Origin of the sequence: Caldicellulosiruptor sp. F32, assembly GCF_000404025.1 — a bacterium.
In the GTDB taxonomy this organism is placed as follows: Bacteria; Bacillota; Thermoanaerobacteria; order Caldicellulosiruptorales; family Caldicellulosiruptoraceae; genus Caldicellulosiruptor; species Caldicellulosiruptor saccharolyticus.
The window spans coordinates 13,341-35,529 of sequence record NZ_APGP01000110.1; the positions used below are offsets into that span (position 1 = coordinate 13,341).

The 22,189-nt window shown below is 35.6% G+C and carries 17 protein-coding genes, 1 pseudogene and 1 riboswitch; of the genes and pseudogenes, 5 read left to right on the top strand and 13 right to left on the bottom strand.

The annotated features are described in order from the left end of the window. Positions 1-10: 10 nt before the first annotated feature. From H964_RS09740 to crcB (H964_RS09775), 9 genes are all read right to left on the bottom strand, one after another. Entirely contained in the window at positions 11-916 is a 906-nt protein-coding gene (locus H964_RS09740) for a carbohydrate ABC transporter permease (protein ID WP_039767157.1), read from the bottom strand. A gap of 29 nt (positions 917-945) precedes the next feature. Continuing rightward, entirely contained in the window at positions 946-1,890 is a 945-nt protein-coding gene (locus tag H964_RS09745; protein WP_039767160.1) for an ABC transporter permease, read from the bottom strand. 268 nt (positions 1,891-2,158) lie between these two features. Beyond that, positions 2,159-4,429 carry a cellulase family glycosylhydrolase gene (locus H964_RS09750; RefSeq protein WP_039767162.1) on the bottom strand — a complete coding sequence of 757 codons (2,271 nt, stop codon included), beginning with the start codon at positions 4,427-4,429 and terminating at the stop codon, positions 2,159-2,161. A 440-nt stretch (positions 4,430-4,869) separates the two neighbouring features. Continuing rightward, the gene (gene aspS / locus H964_RS09755; RefSeq protein WP_011916245.1) at positions 4,870-6,657 is read right to left on the bottom strand and encodes an aspartate--tRNA ligase; all 1,788 of its coding nucleotides are present in this window, start codon (positions 6,655-6,657) and stop codon (positions 4,870-4,872) included. A gap of 27 nt (positions 6,658-6,684) precedes the next feature. Further along, positions 6,685-7,944, bottom strand: coding sequence for a histidine--tRNA ligase (gene hisS, locus H964_RS09760; RefSeq protein ID WP_039767164.1), 1,260 nt, complete (start codon positions 7,942-7,944; stop codon positions 6,685-6,687). Positions 7,945-8,154: 210 nt separating this feature from the next. Further along, complete coding sequence (locus H964_RS09765; RefSeq protein ID WP_039767166.1) at positions 8,155-8,385, bottom strand: type II toxin-antitoxin system MqsA family antitoxin; 231 nt, start codon at positions 8,383-8,385, stop codon at positions 8,155-8,157. A gap of 3 nt (positions 8,386-8,388) precedes the next feature. Then, a complete protein-coding gene (locus H964_RS13430) occupies positions 8,389-8,613 on the bottom strand; it encodes a DUF4258 domain-containing protein (RefSeq protein WP_333782456.1) in 225 nt (74 codons plus the stop codon). A gap of 59 nt (positions 8,614-8,672) precedes the next feature. Then, entirely contained in the window at positions 8,673-9,029 is a 357-nt protein-coding gene (crcB, locus tag H964_RS09770; protein WP_039767167.1) for a fluoride efflux transporter CrcB, read from the bottom strand. After that, a complete protein-coding gene (crcB, locus tag H964_RS09775) occupies positions 9,026-9,427 on the bottom strand; it encodes a fluoride efflux transporter CrcB (protein WP_039767168.1) in 402 nt (133 codons plus the stop codon). The genes crcB (H964_RS09770) and crcB (H964_RS09775) overlap by 4 nt, the downstream gene beginning before the upstream one ends. 109 nt (positions 9,428-9,536) lie before the next feature. Further along, positions 9,537-9,600, bottom strand: a riboswitch (Fluoride riboswitch). 136 nt (positions 9,601-9,736) lie between these two features. Here crcB (H964_RS09775) and H964_RS09780 point away from each other — a divergent pair. Next, complete coding sequence (locus H964_RS09780; protein WP_039767170.1) at positions 9,737-10,867, top strand: DUF58 domain-containing protein; 1,131 nt, start codon at positions 9,737-9,739, stop codon at positions 10,865-10,867. A 33-nt stretch (positions 10,868-10,900) separates the two neighbouring features. Here the strand turns inward: H964_RS09780 and pulA are convergent, their stop codons facing one another. Further along, positions 10,901-13,378, bottom strand: coding sequence for a type I pullulanase (gene pulA, locus H964_RS09785; protein ID WP_039767172.1), 2,478 nt, complete (start codon positions 13,376-13,378; stop codon positions 10,901-10,903). Positions 13,379-13,555: 177 nt separating this feature from the next. Continuing rightward, positions 13,556-15,436: an oligoendopeptidase F gene (pepF, locus tag H964_RS09790; RefSeq protein WP_039767174.1), complete on the bottom strand. Its 1,881-nt coding sequence runs from the start codon at positions 15,434-15,436 to the stop codon at positions 13,556-13,558. Positions 15,437-15,737: 301 nt separating this feature from the next. Between pepF and H964_RS09795 the strand changes: the two genes are divergently transcribed. Continuing rightward, the gene (locus H964_RS09795; RefSeq protein WP_039767176.1) at positions 15,738-16,250 is read left to right on the top strand and encodes a flavin reductase family protein; all 513 of its coding nucleotides are present in this window, start codon (positions 15,738-15,740) and stop codon (positions 16,248-16,250) included. A gap of 6 nt (positions 16,251-16,256) precedes the next feature. Beyond that, positions 16,257-16,757 carry a Csac_0668 family 2Fe-2S cluster-binding (seleno)protein gene (locus H964_RS09800; protein ID WP_039767178.1) on the top strand — a complete coding sequence of 167 codons (501 nt, stop codon included), beginning with the start codon at positions 16,257-16,259 and terminating at the stop codon, positions 16,755-16,757. 38 nt (positions 16,758-16,795) lie between these two features. Here the strand turns inward: H964_RS09800 and H964_RS09805 are convergent. Next, positions 16,796-16,942: pseudogene (locus H964_RS09805) on the bottom strand (PhzF family phenazine biosynthesis protein); the annotation flags it as partial. Positions 16,943-17,115: 173 nt separating this feature from the next. On the opposite strand from H964_RS09805, the gene H964_RS09810 reads away from it, so the two are divergent. Continuing rightward, positions 17,116-18,831, top strand: coding sequence for a hypothetical protein (locus H964_RS09810; protein ID WP_039767183.1), 1,716 nt, complete (start codon positions 17,116-17,118; stop codon positions 18,829-18,831). A gap of 324 nt (positions 18,832-19,155) precedes the next feature. Continuing rightward, positions 19,156-20,487 (top strand): glycoside hydrolase family 28 protein, encoded by a 1,332-nt coding sequence (locus H964_RS09815; RefSeq protein WP_237738272.1) that lies wholly within the window; start codon positions 19,156-19,158, stop codon positions 20,485-20,487. A 108-nt stretch (positions 20,488-20,595) separates the two neighbouring features. Here H964_RS09815 and H964_RS09820 read toward each other — a convergent pair whose 3' ends face one another. Continuing rightward, entirely contained in the window at positions 20,596-21,954 is a 1,359-nt protein-coding gene (locus tag H964_RS09820) for a glycosyl hydrolase (RefSeq protein ID WP_011916232.1), read from the bottom strand. Positions 21,955-22,189: the final 235 nt, after the last annotated feature.

Below are 22,189 nucleotides of genomic sequence, written 5' to 3' on the forward strand. Positions count from 1 at the left end.
CCACCACGCATTATCCTTTGATAGCACCTATTGTAAGACCTTTAACAAAATATCGCTGGAAGAATGGATAAGCTAAAACTATTGGACCCATTCCCAAAACTGCCATTGCCATTCTTGCAGATTCTGCAGGTATGTCAGGCGGAATAGATGGATTCATCGCTAATTTGGAAGCAATCTCTGCTAAGTATTGTATTTTTTGCTGAACCCTGTACATTAAATATTGCAAGTTATATAGTTCTTCCTTTTCAATCAACATAAACGGAAGCCACCAGTCATTCCAGTACATTATTGCTGCAAAGAGTGCTATTGTTGCAAGTCCCGGCTTTACTAATGGAATAACTATTTTGAAAAATATAGTAAATTCCCCGGCACCATCAATCTTGGCTGATTCAATTATAGAGTCAGGCAAGGACATTGAAAGGTATGTTCTAAAAATCAAGACGTACCACATATTCATTACATATGGAAAGATGAGAGCAAAAATTGTGTTTTTCAAATGCAGTACATTTACACAAACTATATACCACGGCACAAGTCCAGCGTTAATCAACATTGTGAAAAATCCAAAGAAAGTGAAGAATTTTCTATACTTAAAATCTTTTCTGAACAGTACATATGCGTACATTGAAACTACCGCAACACATAGAAGTGTACCTACCACAGTTACAAATATTGTGATACCATATGCACGTGCAATTGCAATCCCTTGTCCAAGTACAAAATCATACGACTTCGTACTAAATTTGACTGGAATTAGTCTATACCCTACTTGTCTCATTGCCTCATCATCACTTAGAGATATAGCAACAACTGCCCAAAGAGGAACCAAACATAAGAAAGTTATGATTAAAAACACTACGTGCAATATCACTTCTGCCGATGTTGATATTTGCATAAATCTGCTTCTTGAATGCATGAATCCTCACGCCTTTCCTATTTTGATTGTTAAAAGAGAGCTTTTTCTGGATCAAGTCGTCGAACAATTAGATTTGAAGTCAACACTAATATAAAACCCATTATCGACTGGTAAAAGCTTGCTGCCGAAGCCATTCCTATGTCATTCATCCCCATTAATGTCCTGTATACATATGTATCAATGACGTTTGTAACATCATAGAGTGCACCGCTGTTCATAGGAAGCTGATAGAAGAGACCAAAGTCTGCATAAAATATTCTTCCTATACCAAGCAGGACAAGTACCACTACCAGTGGAGACAAAAGTGGAAACGTGATATGTTTTATCTGTTGCCACTTGCTCGCTCCATCAATAAGCGCTGCTTCATAGTACTCAGGGTCGATTCCTGTAATTGCAGCTAAGTATATAACCGCATTGTATCCTGTGTATTTCCATAGATTTGCTAAAATAAGTATCACCGGCCATGGTTTTGGCTCAACATACCATGCAATTGGTTCTATTCCAAGTTTAGGCAAAATCAACGTATTTAATATTCCAAGGTCAACACTCAAGAATGCAAACGCCATGTATGCAACAACAACCCATGATAAAAAGTAAGGCAAAAACATTACTGACTGGTAAAACTTTGCCATAAATCTTGCTCTCATCTCACTTAAGGCAATTGCAGTTGCAATAGCAGCTAAATTACCAAGAACAATGAATGCTAAGTTATATAAGAGTGTATTTCTTGTAATTATAAATGCATCAGGCGTTTTGAATAGAAATTCAAAGTTTTTAAAACCAACCCATGGACTTTTTAAAATTCCTACATCATAATGTACATCTTTAAAAGCGATGATAAGACCAAACAGTGGAAGATAAGAAAATGCAATCAGGAGAATTACCCCAGGTAGTGCCATTATAAATAGTGGAAAATTTTTGTTAAGTTCTTTTATAAAACCAGAGCGTGAATATGTGCGCTGACCACTTCTCATCTTGCATGTTCCCCTTTCTATGTTAAATCTTTGGAAATATCCCTTGTGCTGAGTTTGATTTTCAACTATAGTTTACAATCTTACTTATAAAAAATGAATTGATAAAATTGCATTCTTTTTGTTAATTATTGATATGTAAATTTGCATTATTTTGATTTAAAAGCAGTCAAAAAAGTATAAATTAAAAAATGTAGAAGGCAGAAAAAAAGGAACTATCCTATTTGATAGTCCCTTTATGTGGTACAAGCTTATTATAAAATCTATCCTTTTACATCTTTCCTGTAAGTTCTAAAATTTTGTAGATTATTTGTGTAGCCTCTGCACGTGCAACCTTTGCTTTTGGCCCAAAACTTCCATCTGTAAATACATCCATGAGTCCAAGCGAAATAGCAGCATTTACATCTTGTCTTGCCCAGCTACTGATTGAGTTTTTGTCTGATATTGCAATCTCTTCAGTAGCTTCAGCTTTTTCATCTGTCAAAATCCTGTAAATTCTCATTGCAAACACTGCCATTTCTTCCCGTGTCACTGCCTTCTCTGGTTTTATATATTTGCCATCTCCCAAAATTATGCCTGCCTTATATGCCGTAGATACTTCATTTGCATACCAGCTATTTTTGCTTACATCTGTAAACTCTCCGTTGTAGCTTTCCTCTTGCAAATCTAAGAGTCTGACTGCCATAGCAGCAACCTCAGCTCTTGTGACTGCCTTTTCAGGGCCAAATAAATTTGTAGAAATTCCATTGACTATTTTCTTAGAATAAAGCTTTGAAATAGCCTCATACCCAGTTGTCTGAGGGGTAACATCTTCAAAAAGCATATTTGTAAATCTTACATTGTCTAAGTACATTCTACCTTTAAAATCACTGTTTACATCTGCAACAACTATGATTATGTCTCGCAGATGGGTATCAGGTCCAATAATCTTCCCCTCTTTTATCTTATCTAAATCAAAAGAAATTTTGAAAGAATAAAGGTCATCTGGTGTTTTCTTCAGTGTAGATAAATTGCTCAAATCTATATTAAAGCTATCCTCTGCCTGTGCCCAATAGTTAAGAGAAGGTGGTGCAAACGCCAGGAAGATTGCAAGCTCACCTTTTGTTGCCTGTTTTGGTTTTAGGTAAAAGTCAAAGCAGAGATACTTACAATCACCTCTTGTTGTATTTATATTCCTCAAAATTAGCCTTGGAGCAGAAGCCCAACCATCTTGAAGCTTTTTTTCAGGGTACTCAACCTCCCATGAAAGTGCATTTGAACCATTTGCCTCTTCTATTGTTAAAGCACCTTTAACACCAGATGGTCCATCCCAGTCCCAACCTTGCCGTGTACCATCTTCAAAATCAGATGGCAAAATAGGTTGACCAATTGGGGCACACGCGACTTGATCTTGAGAAATTTTCAATGTTCTCTCAATAGGCTGATATGGAATACCCTTTATTCTTGATCGTACATATTCACCAGAGATGCTAAGTTCTGAAATATCCCATTTCTGGTCGCTGCCAGGGTCCAAATCTGTTGCTTGAGACACACCGCTAATGTAGGGTACAAAAGCACCAGAAGTCTCATTTTTATTTGTCAAGGACCAGTTTACCCAGCTTATATTGTTTGCGTTGAGGTACTCAAGCCATTTGTCAGCCTCATCAAGATATGGTCCACCATCACCGCTTGCCTCACTTGTCCCCCATTCTGTTACAAATACTGGAACGCCTGCTTCAATTGCCATCTTCATATTTTCAAACACATATCCATCTACCTTGTGTGTACCTGTATAGAAATGAACAGAATACATGACCTTGTCATCTGCAATTGGGTCTTTTATCGCAAAATCTGGTCTTTGGCTCCAATTTGGCGAACCTACAATTATAATGTTTTCATTTCCCATCTGACGCAGCATCTTTATAATTGGTTCAGCATAAGCTTTTACCTTTTTCCACCCTGCTTCATCATTTGTTACACCTGGGTCTGTTGGGTTTGGCTCATTACACAACTCATAAATTATATGAAAATCGTTTGGAAATTTTTGGGCTATCTCCTTGAAAAAGTCTTTTGCCCCTTTATAAATTTCTGCATTGGGGTCGCCGGGATTGAGAACATGCCAATCTACGATTACATACATGTCGTTTTGAATTGCCAATTTAATACCTTCAATGACCTTGTCTTTTACTTGAGGATTTGTAGCATATCCACCTTCTCCTATATACATTGCCAAGCGAATTACATTGCAACCCCAGTCATTTGCAAGTGCAGCAAACGCATTGTTGTTAATTATCTGTGGAAACCATTGCAGACCGTGTGTGCTCATACCACGAAGCTGAATAGGCTCTCCATTTTGGTCGGCTAAAATCCTTCTTCCATTTTGTTTGATAATTTGCAGTCTTCCAGCCACAGAAGGTTTTTTTACCAAGCTGTTGCCAATCAGGTGTGGATACTTATCCTTTTCATACGCAGTATTTTGAGCAAATGTAACAAAGGGAAAAAGAGATAGTAAAAAAGTAAAAACCATAAAGACTGCAAAAACTCTAAGACATTCTTTCTTCATAAAACTCACCCTCCTAAAATAACGTTTGTAATCATTAAAAAATTCCCTAAATACCGCATGAAAATTTACCTTGCACACCTTTTGTCTCCTCTTCTCTTGTAAAATCTTCTCCTTTTTCGTCAAAGAAAAAAATCCCTCTCAGATACGCAACTTTGAAAGGTCTAAATAATTTTAAAACAACTAAATCTAACTACCAGTACATGTAATCGTTATCATCTCTTTAGAAATTACTATAGTTCATCTTCTGACTAAATTGAATTAAGAATATTGAATTTTTGTTTTGAAACCTTGACATGGTATTTGTACTATATTGAAATGAAATGAAGTAAAAATTTTATAACAACAAAACAAGGCTCATACCCTTTTTCAAGTTTAGGTACTTTTCTCAAGGATATGAGCCCTTTAAATCTTTTTATATCAACTCTTTCTCCAGTGATTATCTATACCTTCACAACATCTACCTTAATATGAAGCTCACGAAGCTGTTTTGGCTCAACCTCTGATGGTGCATCTGTGAGCGGGCAAGATGAGTCCTTTACTTTTGGGAATGCAATTGTATCTCTTATTGAATCAAGCCCTAAAAGAAGCATACAGAGTCTGTCAAACCCATATGCAATTCCGCCATGCGGTGGTGTTCCGTATTTGAAGGCCTCAAGCAAAAATCCAAATCTGTCTTGTGCTCGCTCTTCAGTAAAGCCAAGTGCCTTGAACATTCTCTTTTGCAGCTCTGTTGAGTGAATTCTTATTGACCCACCACCAATCTCTGTTCCATTTAGAACAATGTCATATGCTTTTGACCTGACTCTTGCTGGATCTGTCTCCAAAAACTCTATGTCCTCATCCATTGGCGATGTAAATGGATGGTGTTTTGCCACATACCTTCCTTCTTCTTCTGAGTATTCAAAAAGCGGAAATTCTGTTACCCACAAAAGATTGAATTTAGACTTGTCAAGAAGGTTCAATCTTCTTGCAATCTCAAGTCTGACATTTCCAAGGACGTCAAATACAACCTCGTCTTTGTCTGCTGAGAACAAAAGAAGGTCGCCAACCTGCGCATCAAGTCTCTTTAAAATCTCATTTATCTCTTCTTCCTTTAAAAACTTGACAATTGGTGATTTTAATCCATCACTTTCAACTGCTATCCATGCAAGTCCTTTTGCACCAAAATTCTTAGCGTACTCAACCAAGGCATCTATCTCTCGTCTTGAAAATTTCACAGCACACCCTTTTGCGTTTATTGCTCTAACTGATCCACCTTTGTTTGCGGCATCTGCAAAGACCTTGAACTCACAGTGTTTTACAATGTCAGTGAGATTAACAAGCTCCATTCCAAAACGTGTGTCAGGTTTGTCTGTTCCAAATCTTTCCATTGCTTCTTTGTATGTCAGTCTTGGAAGAGGAAGTTTTAGATCTATTCCAAGCATTTCTCTGAAAATTGTCTGAAGAAGCCTTTCGTTTATCTCAATCACATCATCTACATCAACAAATGACATCTCAATATCAATCTGCGTAAACTCAGGTTGCCTGTCTGCACGCAAGTCCTCGTCTCTGAAGCACTTTACAATCTGAAAATACTTGTCAAACCCAGCAACCATTAAAAGTTGTTTGAAAAGCTGTGGTGACTGTGGCAGTGCAAAGAACTTGCCAGGAAAGATTCTGCTTGGAACAAGATAATCCCTTGCACCCTCTGGTGTTGATTTTGTAAGCATTGGTGTTTCTATTTCAATAAAGCCGTTTTGGGATAAGAAATTTCTAACCACTTGGTAAAGTTTGTGTCTGAACATTAGGTTTCTTTGCATATCAGGTCTTCTGAGGTCAAGGTATCTATACTTTAGCCTTACAGCTTCATTTACATTTATCCCTTCTTCAATTGGGAATGGCGGTGTTTCGGACTTGCTAAATATCCTAAGCTCCTTTGCCCTTACCTCAACCTCACCAGTTTTGATCTTAGGGTTTACTGTGTCAGGTGGTCTTTTTTCTACAATGCCTCTGATGCCAATACAATATTCGCTTCTCAAACTGTCTGCTTTCTCCATAAGTTCTTCGCCCATCTTCTCGTCAAACACAACCTGAACAATTCCAGTTCTGTCTCGCAAATCAACAAATATTATTCCACCAAGGTCACGTCTTGTGTCAACCCAACCTGTCAAAATCACTTCTTTCCCAACATCTTCAAGCGACACTTCTCCACAGTACTTTGTTCTTTTGAAGCCTTTGATGCTTTCCAATAATATCACCCTCTTTGTAAATTTTGTTTATATCTTACTTTTGATGTACTGAGCCAAACTTTCTATTCTTACAACCTCTTCTGATGATGTCTTCATGTTTCTTAGTTTGCAAACACCTTTTTCAATCTCATCATCGCCGATTATGACTGAAAAATCACAACCCAGCTTATCTGCATATTTCATCTGAGACTTTAGACTCCTTGAAAGCTCCTCAATCACAGTTGAAATCCCTTCAAACCTCAAAGTACTTGCAATTTCAAACGCTTTTTTAGTTGCCAAATCTCCTAAGGTTGCAACAAAAACTTGAGGAACCTGTGGCTTTTGTGGAATCAGACCTTTTTGTGAAAGAAGCATTATAAGCCTCTCAACACCAATTGCAAAGCCAATGCCAGGGGTACTGCTTCCACCTATCTGCTCTATTAAGTTATCATACCTTCCCCCACCACAGATTGCAAGTTCTTTGTCCAAAACAACGTCAACAATCTCAAAAACTGTCTTTGTATAGTAATCCAATCCTCTTACAATGTAAGGGTCAACTCTGTAACAAACACCTGCTGCGTCCAAATACCCTTTTAGAGCTTCAAAATGAGTTTTGCACTCATCGCAAAGATACTCTATTGGCTTTGGAGCATCTTGGGCAATCAGCTTGCAATTATCTTCTTTGCAGTCCAAAATCCTCATCGGATTTTTATCAAGCCTTTGTTTGCAGGTTGGACAGAGCTTATCATAGTAGCCTAAAAAGTATTCCTTGAGATTTTTTACATAGTCCTTTCTGCAAACAGGACAACCAATACTGTTTATATTCACAACAATATTGTCAAGCCCAAGAGAAACAAAGAAATTGTATGATAGTGAAATAATCTCTGCATCTGTCACGGGTGACTTTGAACCAAAGTTTTCAATACCAAATTGATGAAACTCTCTGTACCTTCCGCCTTGGGTATTTTCATATCTGAATGCTGATATAATGTAATAAAGACGCTGTGGCATTGGTCGGGAGGCAAAACCGTGTTCAATGAACAGTCGCGCAACAGAAGCTGTCCCTTCTGGACGCAATGTTATACTTCTTCCACCTTTGTCTAAAAAAGTATACATCTCTTTTTGAACAATGTCTGTTGTCTCACCAACGCCTCGCTGGAAAAGCTCTGTATATTCAAATGTTGGGAATCTTACTTCTTGATAGCCATAAAGTTTGCAAATCTGCCTGAATTTGCTCTCAACATATTGCCATATATAGCTTTCTTCTGGCAAGACATCCTTTGTTCCTTTTGGTGCTTGGATTTTCATAATAGTTGTCTCTCCTTGAAGGTAATTTATTTTTGATTTTTACAATATTTAAATTATATACTACCTGTGAAGAAAGTTTCAATCTCTAAAATAAAACAAAAAGCTACAGGATGGTTAAAAATCTATATATCTCCTGTAGCTGGCTTCGTGTAATTATCGCATCTAATCCTATAAGGGATAATTAAATCCACCATAAAATTGTACAAATGTCTATGCTGCAATATCTGAATAGTTTGCTATAATTATCTCTGTTTTAGTTTTAAGAAGTTCATCCACTATCTTTTCAAGCTTAAGTGCTGTTTCATCATCAAGATAAGCTTCTCCACATTGTCCACATACAAGGGCTGGAACGTTTTTTATAATCACAGTTTGGTTACCAACATCAACAATATGTTTAATCTTTCCTTCTTTCATTTCTGTTCTACACAATGGACACTTCATTTTTTATTTCCTCCTCGTTTTAAAATCAATCATCCATTCGTCCTCAGAAGGAAAATATGCAGTTATAAGCCACAAAAAACCATCTCCAACTGCACAGACTACATGAAGTGGTGAACCATTTTTGGGTACCCAAGAGAGTAAACAACTCGGATTAGGATAATCATTTTCATACTGCCCTATAATTATTGTTACTTTACACCTTGTTGGTTTTGTTGTATCTAATAATATTCATTCTTGATTATACCACATTTTCATATTCTTTATATCTACTATCTTAGCAAAAAAAGCTAATTGGCATTCGCCAACCAAATCCCTACACCTGCTGCCATTATGCCAAACACAACAGAGAGGAACACATACAGAAAAGCCTTTTTATGCTTTGATTTTTTTACATACATTGATGCCTCAAGCATAAAGGTAGAGTATGTAGTGAATCCACCCAAAAGACCTGTTGTTAAAAACAGTTTGTATCCTTGTGGTAAATGCTTTGATGATAAAAAACCTATGAAAAAACACCCAACTACGTTTATAAACATGGTTGAAATTGGGTGCTCTCTTTCCATAACTTCTTTGAAAATCTTAGAAATTACATATCTCAAAACTGCACCTACAACCCCGCCAAGTCCAACAATAAAAAGGTTCATACCTCTTGAGCCACCTCTTCTTTTTGCTTTCTTGTTGCAACAAACTCTGCTGCCTCATAACCCAGTAGCGCTGCAAAAAGCCCAAGCAAAATTGAAAGCACAGGATACACAAAAGCCTTTGCCGCCTCACCTTTTGAGATAAGTTTTATTATCTCAATTATAAATGTTGAAAAGGTTGTAAAACTGCTTATAAACCCAGTTGTAATCATGTGACGAACAGCTGGTTTTATTTTTATATGATCAATAGTAATCTGTGCAACAAAGCACAAAATAAAGCTTCCAAGCACATTTATAAAAAGTGTGGCTGTTGGAAAATCAGTTACATAAAGCTGTGAAATTAAGTACCTGCTTATCGCACCAAAAAATGCACCTACTGATATCGCAGCAATGTTTTTCATCTTTTTTGTCTCTCCTTCCTTCTGGGTAAGTTGCTCATAATTAGAAGGACAATTTTGACTATATAAACAAAAAACTCCTACAAATATTACGCCTTTTTACAAAGACGCAATATTTGTAGGAGTCATCAGCCATCATTGGCATTTGTTCGGCGGACTCCATCGCCGTTGCAGTAGTATTATAACATGTGAAATTGAATATGTTCAATAGCATTTTTAAACAAAAATTTTAGCTAAATTCTTAGTTTGAATATTCAATATTATGGGCTATAATAAGAATAAACTGAATTAAAAAGAGGTAATAAATCCAAGATGGAAACATTTTGGTTGTTTTTGATATGTTCTATTCTGTTTGCTCTCAACTTCTTTGTTACAAAAAGGTATGGGCTTAAAAATGTAGAATATGAAATTTATTTTGAAGAAGAAAAAAGTAGTGAAGGGCAAGAAATACATATAGTCGAGAGAATCTACAATGGCAAGATTTTGCCTCTTCCATGGGTAAAGTCTGAGTTTGAAATTTCTTCATCTTTTTTTATGGAAAACTCTAAAAACTATGTTGTCGGAGACAAGCTAAGATATATTTCTATCTTCTTCTTGCTGCCCTATCAGCAGATTGTAAGACGTCATAAGTTTGTCGCAACAAAACGTGGTTTTTATAAGCTTGACAAAATCTATCTTGTAACAGGAGATTTGTTTGGCCTGGCAACTGCTGATAGATGTTACTATGTAAGTGACACTTTGACTGTATACCCTGCATTTTTGGACTTGCAAAAACACCTTTTGCCTCGATCAAGCTTGTCTGGAGAGACAATTACTAAGAGACATTACTATGAAGACATCTTCCACTTTGCCGGAATAAGAGAGTATCAGACCTACGATGCCTTTAACAGAATAAACTGGAACGCAACTGCAAAGTACAATACTTTGATGGTAAATAAATATGAATACACCTCATCGGGTGATGCAATTATTCTTTTAAATGTCCAAAGTTCAGAGTATGAAAGAAAAGAGGTTTTTAATAAAAACATCATTGAATTTGGAATTAAAATTGCAGCAAGCCTGGCTAATGAATGCCTAAAAGCCTCCACACCGGTGGGATTTGCGTGTAACTCACTTGATGAGGAAACAGGCCAGCCTCTTGAAATTCTTCTTCCTTCTCAAGATGCAAACCAGCTTCTAAAGGTGTGTGAGGCTTTGGCACATGTCAAAATTCAAGTAAATCAGTACTTTGAGGTTTTACTGTATGATGTTTTAAGATCATACAACTTCAGAGAGCTTTTTATCATCACATGCTTTGTCAACAAAGAAATGGAGGAATGTATAAGACTTTATTCATCTTTTGGAATAAAATTTACACTTATTATGCTCGAACATGACCCACATGCATTTGATTTAGAATCAGAAAATGTGAGAGTATTTTTGGCAAAAGAGATTGTAAAATAAATACTGAAGTTTGTTTAACCCCCAAATTTTCTTCTATTTCTGGTATGCAATAAAAAGGCTCACTGGTGCAATCTCAAAGCTGCCTATTGCTTCTTTTTCAGAAGAGTCAGGGAAAACAATGCCATCATTTGCTTTTATACGCCAGCTACCTTCTGGAAGCTGCAAAATCTTTTTTTCCTTAAAAGGATTGTAGGCAACAATAATCTTTTTCCACTCATCATATGGGTATGTTATTATAAAAGCAACAACCCCATCTGGTGCAGGAATAAATCTTAAGTATTTCTTTATCTCTCCGCTTGACCTCATCCTAAAAGCAATGTGCTTTCTTCTCAGGTTTATCAAATCACAGTAAAACTTAAACGTGTCAAAGAACTTCTCTTTTAAACTCCAATCAATTTTGTTTATGTCATCGCCAGCATTGTAGGTATTAGGATGACCACCTTTGCTCCAGTTAAACTCAACTCCACCATGTAAAAAAGCAACCCCTTGCGATGTCAGCACAATGGCATTTGCAAGCCTTGATGCCCTGTCAATCCAAAAGATGTCCTCACCAACTATTGTCTTTTGCAGCTTGTCAAAAAGTGTCAGGTTGTCATGACAGGAAACATAGTTTACACATTCATCAGGTTCTTTTGCAAAATCATCAATTGCCGCTTTGATACCCTGTTTTAGCCTCTCAACATCTGATAGATTTCCATGCACATATCCCGTTTTGTAGCCGTCAAGGTCACCTCTTATGGCATCTCTAATCCTGTCGTTAAAAAGTCCGATTGAATAGCCTTGATGACAAGATGACAAGATTGTAGCCATCTCTTCAACAAGGCAGGTGCTATCGCCCATCACCCAACCTTCACCATAAATCAAGGCTTTGGGATTTCGTTTTCGCACCTCATTAGCAATATGCCTCATTGTTTTACAGTCAATAAGCCCCATCAGGTCAAACCTAAAACCGTCTATGTGAAACTCCTCTGTCCAGTAGATAATAGTGTCAAGGATGAATTTCCTCACCATTGGCTTTTCTGTTGCAAGCTCATTTCCACATCCTGTCGCATTTGAATAATCTCCATAGTCATCTACCCTGTAAAAGTATTCAGGTACAATCTTGTCAAATATAGAGAATTTTCCGCCCTTTGTGTGATATGTGTGATTAAAAACAACATCCATCACAACTCCAATTCCATTTTCATGAAGCTTTTTTATCATTGTTCTAAGTTCTTTCAACGCTTCAATACCACCGCTTTTTGTCGAGTACCAATACTCAGGACACTGGTAAAGCACTGGGTCATATCCCCAATTGTATCTTTTGTCCGGGTTTTTGTCATCAACACTCCCAAAATCAGATATTGGTAAAAGATGAACATGAGTCACTCCAAGCTCTTTTAGGTGCAAAAGACCGGTTGAAATCCCTTCCTTGTAATATCCTTCCTGACAAAAACCTAAAAACTTTCCTCTCAAATTTTCATCAATTCCAGAACTTTGGTCAATTGTAAAATCTCTTACATGCATCTCGTAGATTATAGCATCATTTTGCTTTTCAATATTGTCAACAAAACTATCAGCTTGCCATCCATCTATCAAGCCATCTGCCGGGTCAAATATATAACTTTTGCCAGAGTTTGACGAAGATGCCTTAGAGTATGGGTCTGGGACGTGATATACAATATAGCCTTCATCATCTTCGTAATTGTAATGCCAGATTTCGTAAAGGTAAAAATGATTCTTTAAATCCCCTGGGAGATATACATCCCAAGTACCATTCTCTGCCCTTGACATTTCCTTTTCAAATTTGAAATTTTCATGCTCATCAAATATCTGAATTTTTACCTTATAAGCAGTTGGAGCCCAAAGTCTAAAATAGGTTCCATATGGTTCATACCTTGCACCAAGCTCCCTGGCATAGAAATACTCGTTTCTTATCAAAATCTCTCTTGGACGTGCATATTTGTATTCGTTTTTGTACATTACTTTGTATTTCAAATTTGCCCAAAGCCTTTTGGTAGTTGTAATTTTCACCATGTTTGTGAAAGCTGCTTCTCTGTCAAAATAGTCCTCTATTACAATATCATTTCCATATCCTGGAGGATACCAAAGTTTTCGGCTTGCTCCTTCTGCAAATTTAAACTTTTGCCCAATCTTAATATCCTTTAAATCTTTTATAAGCTCATACCTTCCCCTGAGTTTTGAATAAGTAAGTTCCCACTCAGGCGAAATTGTCCAGTTGTTCATATCCCCAATAACAAAAACTGGCCTTACCGTAGACTTTCTGTGAAAATCAAAGTGTCCTTCTTTTAAAACAAATCTAATCTTTCCTTTTTGTTCGCAGATTTCATAGCCTCTTGTTTCTGCTTCAAATGGATTTTCTGAGTGTGGCATGAGCTTTTCTACCTTTTCAATATCTATTTCCTGATCATCTAAAAAAACCTTGAAATCTTCCTTTTTAACTGAATGAACCATCTGAGCAAGTACTACTGTTATCTCGTTAAAATCGTCTATATATGCTTTCACTATCATCAAACTCACCCTATCATTCTTATGATTTAGAATATGACAATAAGATTATTCTAATTCATCTTTATTGATTTTTTAATACCCTAAAAGTTTTATTGAAAAAACGAAAAGGGGACTATTCACTTTGCCTTTTGAATAGTCCCCTTTCAACATTCTTTATATATGCCAATCTCTCTGCTTTTATATTTTTCCTTGCTTTTTCAATATCTTTTCCATCTCGTCAACAAGCTGTCCAAAGTAAGTTAGCAAATTGTCAACAGGCTTTGTTGATGTCATATCAACACCTGCTTTTTTAAGAACATTGATCGGATAATCTGAACTTCCTGCTTTTAAGAACTCTATATACTTCGCAGTATTGCCCTTTTCAATATTCTTTACAACCTCGTTTGCAGCAGCCATAGAGGTTGCGTATTTATAAACATAAAAGTTCATGTAAAAGTGTGGTATCCTTGCCCACCACAATGTTGCAAGCTTATCAACTTCAAAATTATCACCATAGTACTTCTTCATCAAGTTACCCCAAATATTGCACAAAGTTTCTGCAGAAAGTGCTTCGCCTTTCTCTACTCTTTCATGGATTTCCTTTTCAAACTCCGCATACATAACCTGAGTATAAACAGTACCTCTTATATTTTCTACTAAGGTATTTAGTAGATAAAGTCTTTCATCATCACTTTTTGCTTTCTTAAGTAAATAGTTAATCATAAGAAGCTCATTTGTTGTTGAGGCAACCTCGGCTGTGAAGATTGGTACATTGGAATTTATATACTTTTGTGTCTTGTTTGTATAATATGAATTTATAGCATGCCCAAGTTCATGAGCAAGAGTCAAAACAGAATCCATAGTATTGTTATAGTTCATAAGGATATAAGGATGTGTATCATATGCACCCCATTGATATCCACCTGTATACTTGTTCTCGGTCTCAAATACGTCTATCCACCTATTGTTGAAGGCAATGTTTAAAACATTTAAATAATCATTCCCAAGTGGCTTTAAACCCTCTAAAATTAAGTTCTTCGCCTGTTCATATTCAATGTTGACTTCATAATTTTCAACAAGCGGAACATACATATCATAAATATGAACCTTGTCAAGATTGAGTACCTTCTTCCTAAGCTCTACATACTTATGCAAATACTTGATATTGTTATTAACTGCCTTGATAAGATTGTCATAAACACTCCTTGGAATAAATTCCTGTGCTAAAGAAGCCTCTAATGCTGAATTATATTTTCTTGCCTTTGCAAAAAATACATTTTTCTTTACCTCAGCAGTCAATGTAGCCGCCAATGTGTTCTTAACTTTGTCAAATGAGGAATATATACCTTCAAATGCTCTCTTTCTGAAATCTCTATCTTTGCTTTCAAGATACTTGCCATAGCTTGCTTCTGTAAGTTGAATCTCATTGCCTTTATCATCTTTTATTTTTGGGAATGTAAGGTCTGCATATTTTAGCTGAGTAAATATACTGTAAGGTGAGCCTGCAAAATCCTGAGCTAAGGCTAATAACTGTTCACCTTCTGGAGATAGAGTATGAGGCTTTTGCTTTAAAACCATATCAAGATACATTTTGTAGTCTGCAAAACTTTTATCCTGCATATATGATTTTAAAGTTTTTTCTGGCAACCGCAAAAGTTCAGGCTGGATAAACGAAACAGCAGCTGAGACTTGTGCATACATCGTCTCAGATTTTGACCTCATCTCATTTGCCTTGTTATCAGCTTGATTTTCATCAGCCTTCATATGAGCATAAACATAGACTTTGTCTGCAATTCTCATCATCTCATCTCTTAGTTTCAAACATTCAAGTAACTTATTCCTGTCTGAAAGCTTACCCTGGTAATTCTTAAATTTAGGAATGTAATAATTTAAAACCTTGTTTAGATCTGCATTCCATTTTTCTGGAGAGCTATAAATCTCTTCAAGATTCCACTTGTACTTGTCAGGAATTTCACTTCGTTTTTTTACCCCTGTTGAAGAAAAACCAATAACTGTTGTGGCAACAAAAGAAATGACAATAGCAAGGACTAAAAACTTTCTTAAATGTACTCTTTTCATCTTGCTTGCGGCAGTTGCCGCCTTCCCCCTTTCTTAAAAATTGTATTGATACGCTCTTTTGTATTTTTAAATTTTTATGATTATATAACATTAAAACTATTTCTGCAATATTGTTGTAACAAAACTTTAATTAGTATTCAGAGTTTTGCTTGACCAATAAAAAAGACTTTTATAATCCCTCTATTTGCCAAATTTTGCAACTGAAATGATTTGAAAATTAAAATTTATTGTAGTATATTTAAGTTCAAGACAACAATTGAAAACTCTAAGAACTTCAAAATCTCTATCGAGGTGATTTTTCATGGCACACAAAATGGTCAAAATTGAAGACCTCAGTTTTAACCCCTTTACTCTAATTGGAAAAGAGTGGATGCTCATTACAGCAGGGAACATCAACTCATTTAACACAATGACTGCAAGCTGGGGAAGCCTTGGCTATATTTGGGAAAGGCCTGTTGCCTTTTGTGTAATAAGACCCCAGAGGTTTACAAGAAAGTTTGTTGAAGAAAATGAATTCTTTACACTCTCGTTTTTCGGTAAGGAGTATAGGTCAGCTCTTGAAATCTGCGGCAAATACTCTGGCAAAGATGTTAATAAGGTTGAGATGGCAAAGCTCACCCCCAAAGAAGATGAAGAGTTCAAAACAGTGTTTTTCGATGAAGCTAACCTTGTTTTGATTTGCAAAAAGATCTATTTTCAAGATATAATCCCTGAGAACTTCTTAGACAAAGCTATTTACAATTTTTACACTGCAAAAGATTATCATAGAATGTTTATTGGGGAAATTGTTAAAGTGCTAAAGAGGGAGGAGTAAAAAATAATGGACTGTTGCACACTTTCTAACTTCTCATGCTGTGAAAGCAGCTACATTGAAACTCCCTCTCAAACCTGTCCTATTTGCAAACACCAAGGAATACTCGTTAAGAATTTCACTGTAAAGCATATTGTTTTAGATGAGTATTTGCCTCAAATAGGAATTAATGACTATTTCCTGTGCACAAACCCAGAGTGTGATGTAGGATATTACCAAGGCGAAAATGTCTTTTACAAGCAACAGCTAAAGGTACCAATTTGGCTTAAAAAAGATGCAAATCCCAAATATGTATGTTATTGTGGCAAGGTTACAGAAGAAGATATAATAGATGCGGTTTTGAAAAAAGGGGCAAAAACACTCAGTGAAGCATGTAAAATCACAGGTGCAATGAAAGATTGCAAATGTGAGATAAACAATCCAACTGGAAAGTGCTGTGCTGCTGTTGTCAAAGAAGCATTTGAAAGGGCTACAAGGATTAAAGAAGAAAACAGGGACTGCCTGAACTGATGCTTATTGGCAGTCCTTTATTTCTGTCTTAAAAAAAAGTATTTGCCTGCCGGTGTAGACAAGTTCATTTCCATTGCAATATTTTGCATTACCTCCTCACTCAATGAATCTTCCAATATACAAACTCCTGCTGGGTTACCCTTAAACAATTTGTCCGTAAATGCATCTACCTGATATAGCTTCATCTAAAAACTACCTTCCTTTAAGACAAATTTTGAGAATTATTATATACTATACAGCATTGTATTTGTAGGCATTACTTTTTATTTTACTTAAAAAAGATTGTAATGAAAATTTTAAGTAGTATAATATTCTTTGTAATCGATTTACTCAAATTCTGAAAGGAAGGTTTTCGCAAATGGGATACAAAAACTTTAAACTGGCAATATACTGCCCTGCTGGATTTTTAAAAAATGTAGAGTTTGAAACTCTTGAAAAAGATTTAGAGTTTTTCAAAAGATATTTGGACATCTCAAAGGTATACCTTGAGACACACAGAGGTGCAGATACCGTCCCAAGAAAGAAGATGCTCAAAATAAAAGAGCTTTTTGAGAGGCAAAATATTAAAACATCTGGTGGAATCACTGCAACTGTGGTGTTCGGGAATGAAGAGCTTGATTATTATAGAATCTTTAATACTTTCTGTTACACAAACCAAAAACACTTAGACAAGTTAAAAGAAATTGTTCAATATACATCTTCTTTGTTTGATGAAATCATTTTAGATGACTTTTTCTTCACCGCCTGCACATGCCCATCTTGCATTAGTGCAAAAGGAAACCTTAGTTGGAGCGAATTTAGATTAAATTTAATGACAGAGGTTTCAAGAGAGTACGTGATAAAGCCTGCAAAAAGTGTTAATCCAAATGTAAAATTAATAATCAAATACCCAAATTGGATAGAATCCTATCAAGAGACAGGTTACAACCCTCAAACTCAGGTAGAACTATTTGACTATGTCTACACAGGTACAGAGACCCGCGACCCTGCTTATACACAGCAGCATCTTCCAAGATATGCAAGCTATTCACTTTTGAGATGGTTTGAAAATCTAAAACCAGGCAAAAACCTTGGTGGATGGTTTGACTCTTTAGATTGTCTGTATAATATTGGCAGCTACCTTGAACAAGCAAATTTAACTGTATTCGCAAAGGCAAAAGAAATTACCTTGTTTGACTTTTCGCACCTGAGAAACTCTGTATTTGTCCCAGCACTTGGACTGCAGCTGCGTCATCTTGATGAGATTTGTAAATACATTGAAAATCCTATAGGAATTCCTGTTTACCATCCATTTAATTCATATGGTGAAGACCATGTTTATGATTACTTAGGAATGGTTGGAATACCCTTTGAGCTTACACCACATTTTCCTCAAAACAGTAATATTGTTTTTATCACAGCTGACTGTGCAAATCACAAGGATATTCTGCAAAAGTTAAAAGAACATCTTTTAGCCGGAAAAGATGTAATAATGACATCTGGTTTTTTAAAGGCCATGCAAAGAAAAGGAATTGAAGATTTGACATCTGTGAGAGTGACAGACAAAAAGGTTTTTACAAACTTATTTGCCATCAAAACAGAAGTGTGTTCATTTTCAAAGTATGTATATGGTAAAAAAGAAATACTAATTCCTGTCTTAGAGCACAGGACAAATTCGTCATGGCAGGAGATTGTTGCAATCTCAGGTGAAAACAACTTTCCTGTCCTGATGAAAGACTTTTATGGCAGAGGGATTATTTATACATTGACAATACCTGAAAACTACTCCGACATTTACAACTGGCCTCTTGATGTCTTGACAGAAATCCGAAAGGTATTTATGAAAAATTTTGATTTATACATTGAAGCCGAGGAAAAGATAGGCATTTTTGTATACAGCAATGATACTTTCATAATAGAGTCTTTCTTGCCTTACAGAACTAAGGTAAATATACACATTAAGAATAAAAACAAGAAACTTATTGATCCTTTAAAAGCTTCTGATCTTAAAGTCTCAATGATATCAGAAAATGAAAATATCTATGAAATCAACTTAGAGCCAACAAGTTTTAGAGTCTTGAAATTAGAAAACTAAATTTTTTTGAAACTCTTTTGAAGGGAGAGTGCTTGCAAATGAGCAGTGTTTTTGAAAATGAAGTAATTAGTAAATGGTCAGCCATGGTTTTTTACAGTGATTCAAAATTTTGATATTTTAAACAAAAGTGAGTTTTTTCCTCAAACCTTATAGGGATTGTAAGGAGGGCTTTATGCCCCTTATTTTTTTGTTTATTACAATATGTTTAATCACTGTTATTTACAACCATCAAAATTTAACATTTTCTCAAAATTATTGAGAGGATTTTAGTGATTTTTTAGGTTATTTTAAATGTATGAACCCAAAGTAATAGGAGGTACACTCTTGAGAATAATTGTAACTGACTTTGGAGCAAAACCAGATGGTTTGAGCTTTTGTACAGAGGCAATACAAAAGGCTATTGACACCTGTTTTGAAAATGGTGGTGGAGTTGTAGTTATACCTGCTGGAATTTATTTGAGCCGCCCTATAAGGTTAAAATCTAATGTAACCCTATATTTAGAAGAAGGTGCTGTAATCAAAGCAACCAACAATATTGAAGATTACTACCAAATTGGTTATTACCACAATGAATGGGGAGAAGTTACTTCCTTTTTATATGCAATGAATGAAAAGAACATAGCAATTGATGGAAAAGGTACAATTGACCTTTCTGGAAGCAGTTTTATGGATTTTTCAAGAGCATTTAATCAGTTCGAAGAGCTATCTCAGCTTGATAAAGAGCAGTTTGAAGAGACAGAATGTAAGCCAATTTACAGACCAAATCAACCCATATTCTTCTATAATTGTGAAAATATTTGTCTGAGTGGTATCTCAATTATTGACTCACCTTGCTGGACAGTTTGCATCCACTCATCAAAATACATCAAGGTGCACAACATAAGGATTATGAACAATCTCAGAGTTCCAAACAGCGACGGTATACATCTTTGCTCATGCGAAAATGCAATAATCACAGATAGCTTCTTTACTTGCGGTGATGACTGTGTTGCTATATCTGGCATTACAAACTGGGACAAACCTTGTGAAAATATAATTGTGTCAAACTGTATTATGCAAACACGCTCTGCAGCTGTGAGAATGGGACATTTAGATAGCAAAGTAAAGAATGTGGTTGCTTCTAATCTTACCATCCTTAATTCAAACAGAGGAATTGCAATATTCGCAAACGGGAAAAACGGGTATGTCAAATCAGTCACAATTTCAAATGTTATCATGACAACAAAAATATTTGCTGGTACATGGTGGGGAAAGGGTGAACCAATTGTCATTGCTTCCCCTGAAGAAGGTAATTTTATCGAAGATATCTCTATTTCCAATGTAAAAGCTTACTCAGAAAATGGGATCTTAATCTATGGCAAAGATAATAATATCCGAAATATTTCGCTTAAAAATATTGATATATATCTCAGCTTTGGCAAAAACAGGCCACTTTTTGGCAAAAGAATTGATATTCTCCCAAGTCAATGTCCACCTTTCCCTGATTACATGAATAAAATTCCATGGATTTTTTCAAAAGATGTTTTCAATCTTAAACTTCAAGATATAAACTATGGATACAATTTACAAAGCTTAAAAACTGATTTTGACATAGAAGGAATTTTTCAAAATGTAAATAACTCTTCCTTTTCTGGTATTAGAAAAGTAGCTACTTAAGCTCAAAAGTTTAAAATCCTAATTGCAACAAAATTTCAAGGCTGCCAGTCCACTCCAGAACATATGAAATGACCTTTTTCAAATGGCAGCCTTGAACTTTTATTTTTTTCATCTTCTAAATAAGTCGAATTTATCAAGTGTTATTACGTAAGGGTGGTTATAAACCTTTCTCAGGTGTTCAAACGAATTTATCTTGCCATCAGTTGTAAATCCACCCCACCAAGGCATAAACCAAAGCCAATAAGTCTTTGAACTTTGCAGTTTATCTGGGTCAGGAATTGGTCCGTTTTCTGTTAAAGCTATGGGTTTTTTAGCTTCTGTAAGTTCATAGACATAATCATACCAAAATGAAAGAGGACCATAGTTTTGGGCCGGGGCATAAAAGTCAACTCCTGCAACATCATAGTAGTCCATTTCTATTCTCCAATCAGGATGGGGTGCATTCCAAACCCATATGAGATTGTTTAATTTAAAGTGATTAGTATATACATCATACAAAAGATAGTAAAGCTTTTTGTAAGCATCAAACCCTTTTGCTCCCCACCAAAACCACCTGCCATCAGCCTCATGTAATGGTCTGAAAATAACTGGAACATCTGCATCTGCCATGATTTTCAACCACTTGCCGATTTCATATATATCCTCCATCAGCAGCTTGTTTTCTTCAGTATTAGGGCAAAGAGCAACCTCAATATCAAAATCGGTGTTTTTTGTATAAAAAGTCTTATCGTTGCCTCCTATTGGAGAAAACCAATGCCAGCAAAATGTCACAATTCCTCCTAACTCCTTGTGCCATTTAATTGCTTCTTCAACAGAGCCTTTATTTAAAATTACTTCAAACATTGCATCGTAGGTCATATTATTAGTAATGGTGTGTCTTGTATAGCTTAGAAAATCAAAACCACGAAGAGTTGTTTTTTTGCCTGTTTGATACTCTAAATATGCAATTTCTGGTCCTGCTGCTGTGTTTGTGTGCTGGCCTGCAATAATTGCCTTGCTATAAATCTTTGAAAAATATTCCATTAATTTTTTGCATTTATCAGAGGCATTTTTGTTTGAAAGATCAAATGAAGGAGCACTGTAATTTTGCAACTTATCTTCTTCAAGTTCAATTGCATATATGTGAGCTACTCCCCAGCCACCATAAATTTTGATTTTTTTCTGACCTTTTTCTAAGAAGGCCCTCCCAATCTTCATTTTTGAAACTTTACCCGATTCAGAATGCAATCTAATATCACCATGACACAATCCATCTATATCTACAAGATAGACAACTTTTGTGTACTTTTCTATTTTATAATTCAAATATAGATTGTAATAACCACTTTTTTCTATTTCTATGCAAAACTCAATTTCAAATCTGTCTGATTCAGGCAAAGCACTATAAACATCTTCCCCGCTGATATGTTCTTTTACAATTTTTACTCCATTTAATATTGCTTCTTTTATATATTTGCTTATCTTCATAGCTACCCCATCATCCCTTCATAAAGACTTTTTTTAACAGTTTTTATCGTGATTTAGTCAGCAGTATATCAAATACATCATAAATTAGCATGCAGAAATTTTAAAAAATCTCTTAATACTCTTTTTTAAAACATGTCATAAATCCTGTTTTTAAATTGTTTATAATATTAGAAAACAAAAAACAAAGGGGGTTTTGGGTCGCTGGACTTCGAGCAGATTTACTCTAAATACTATC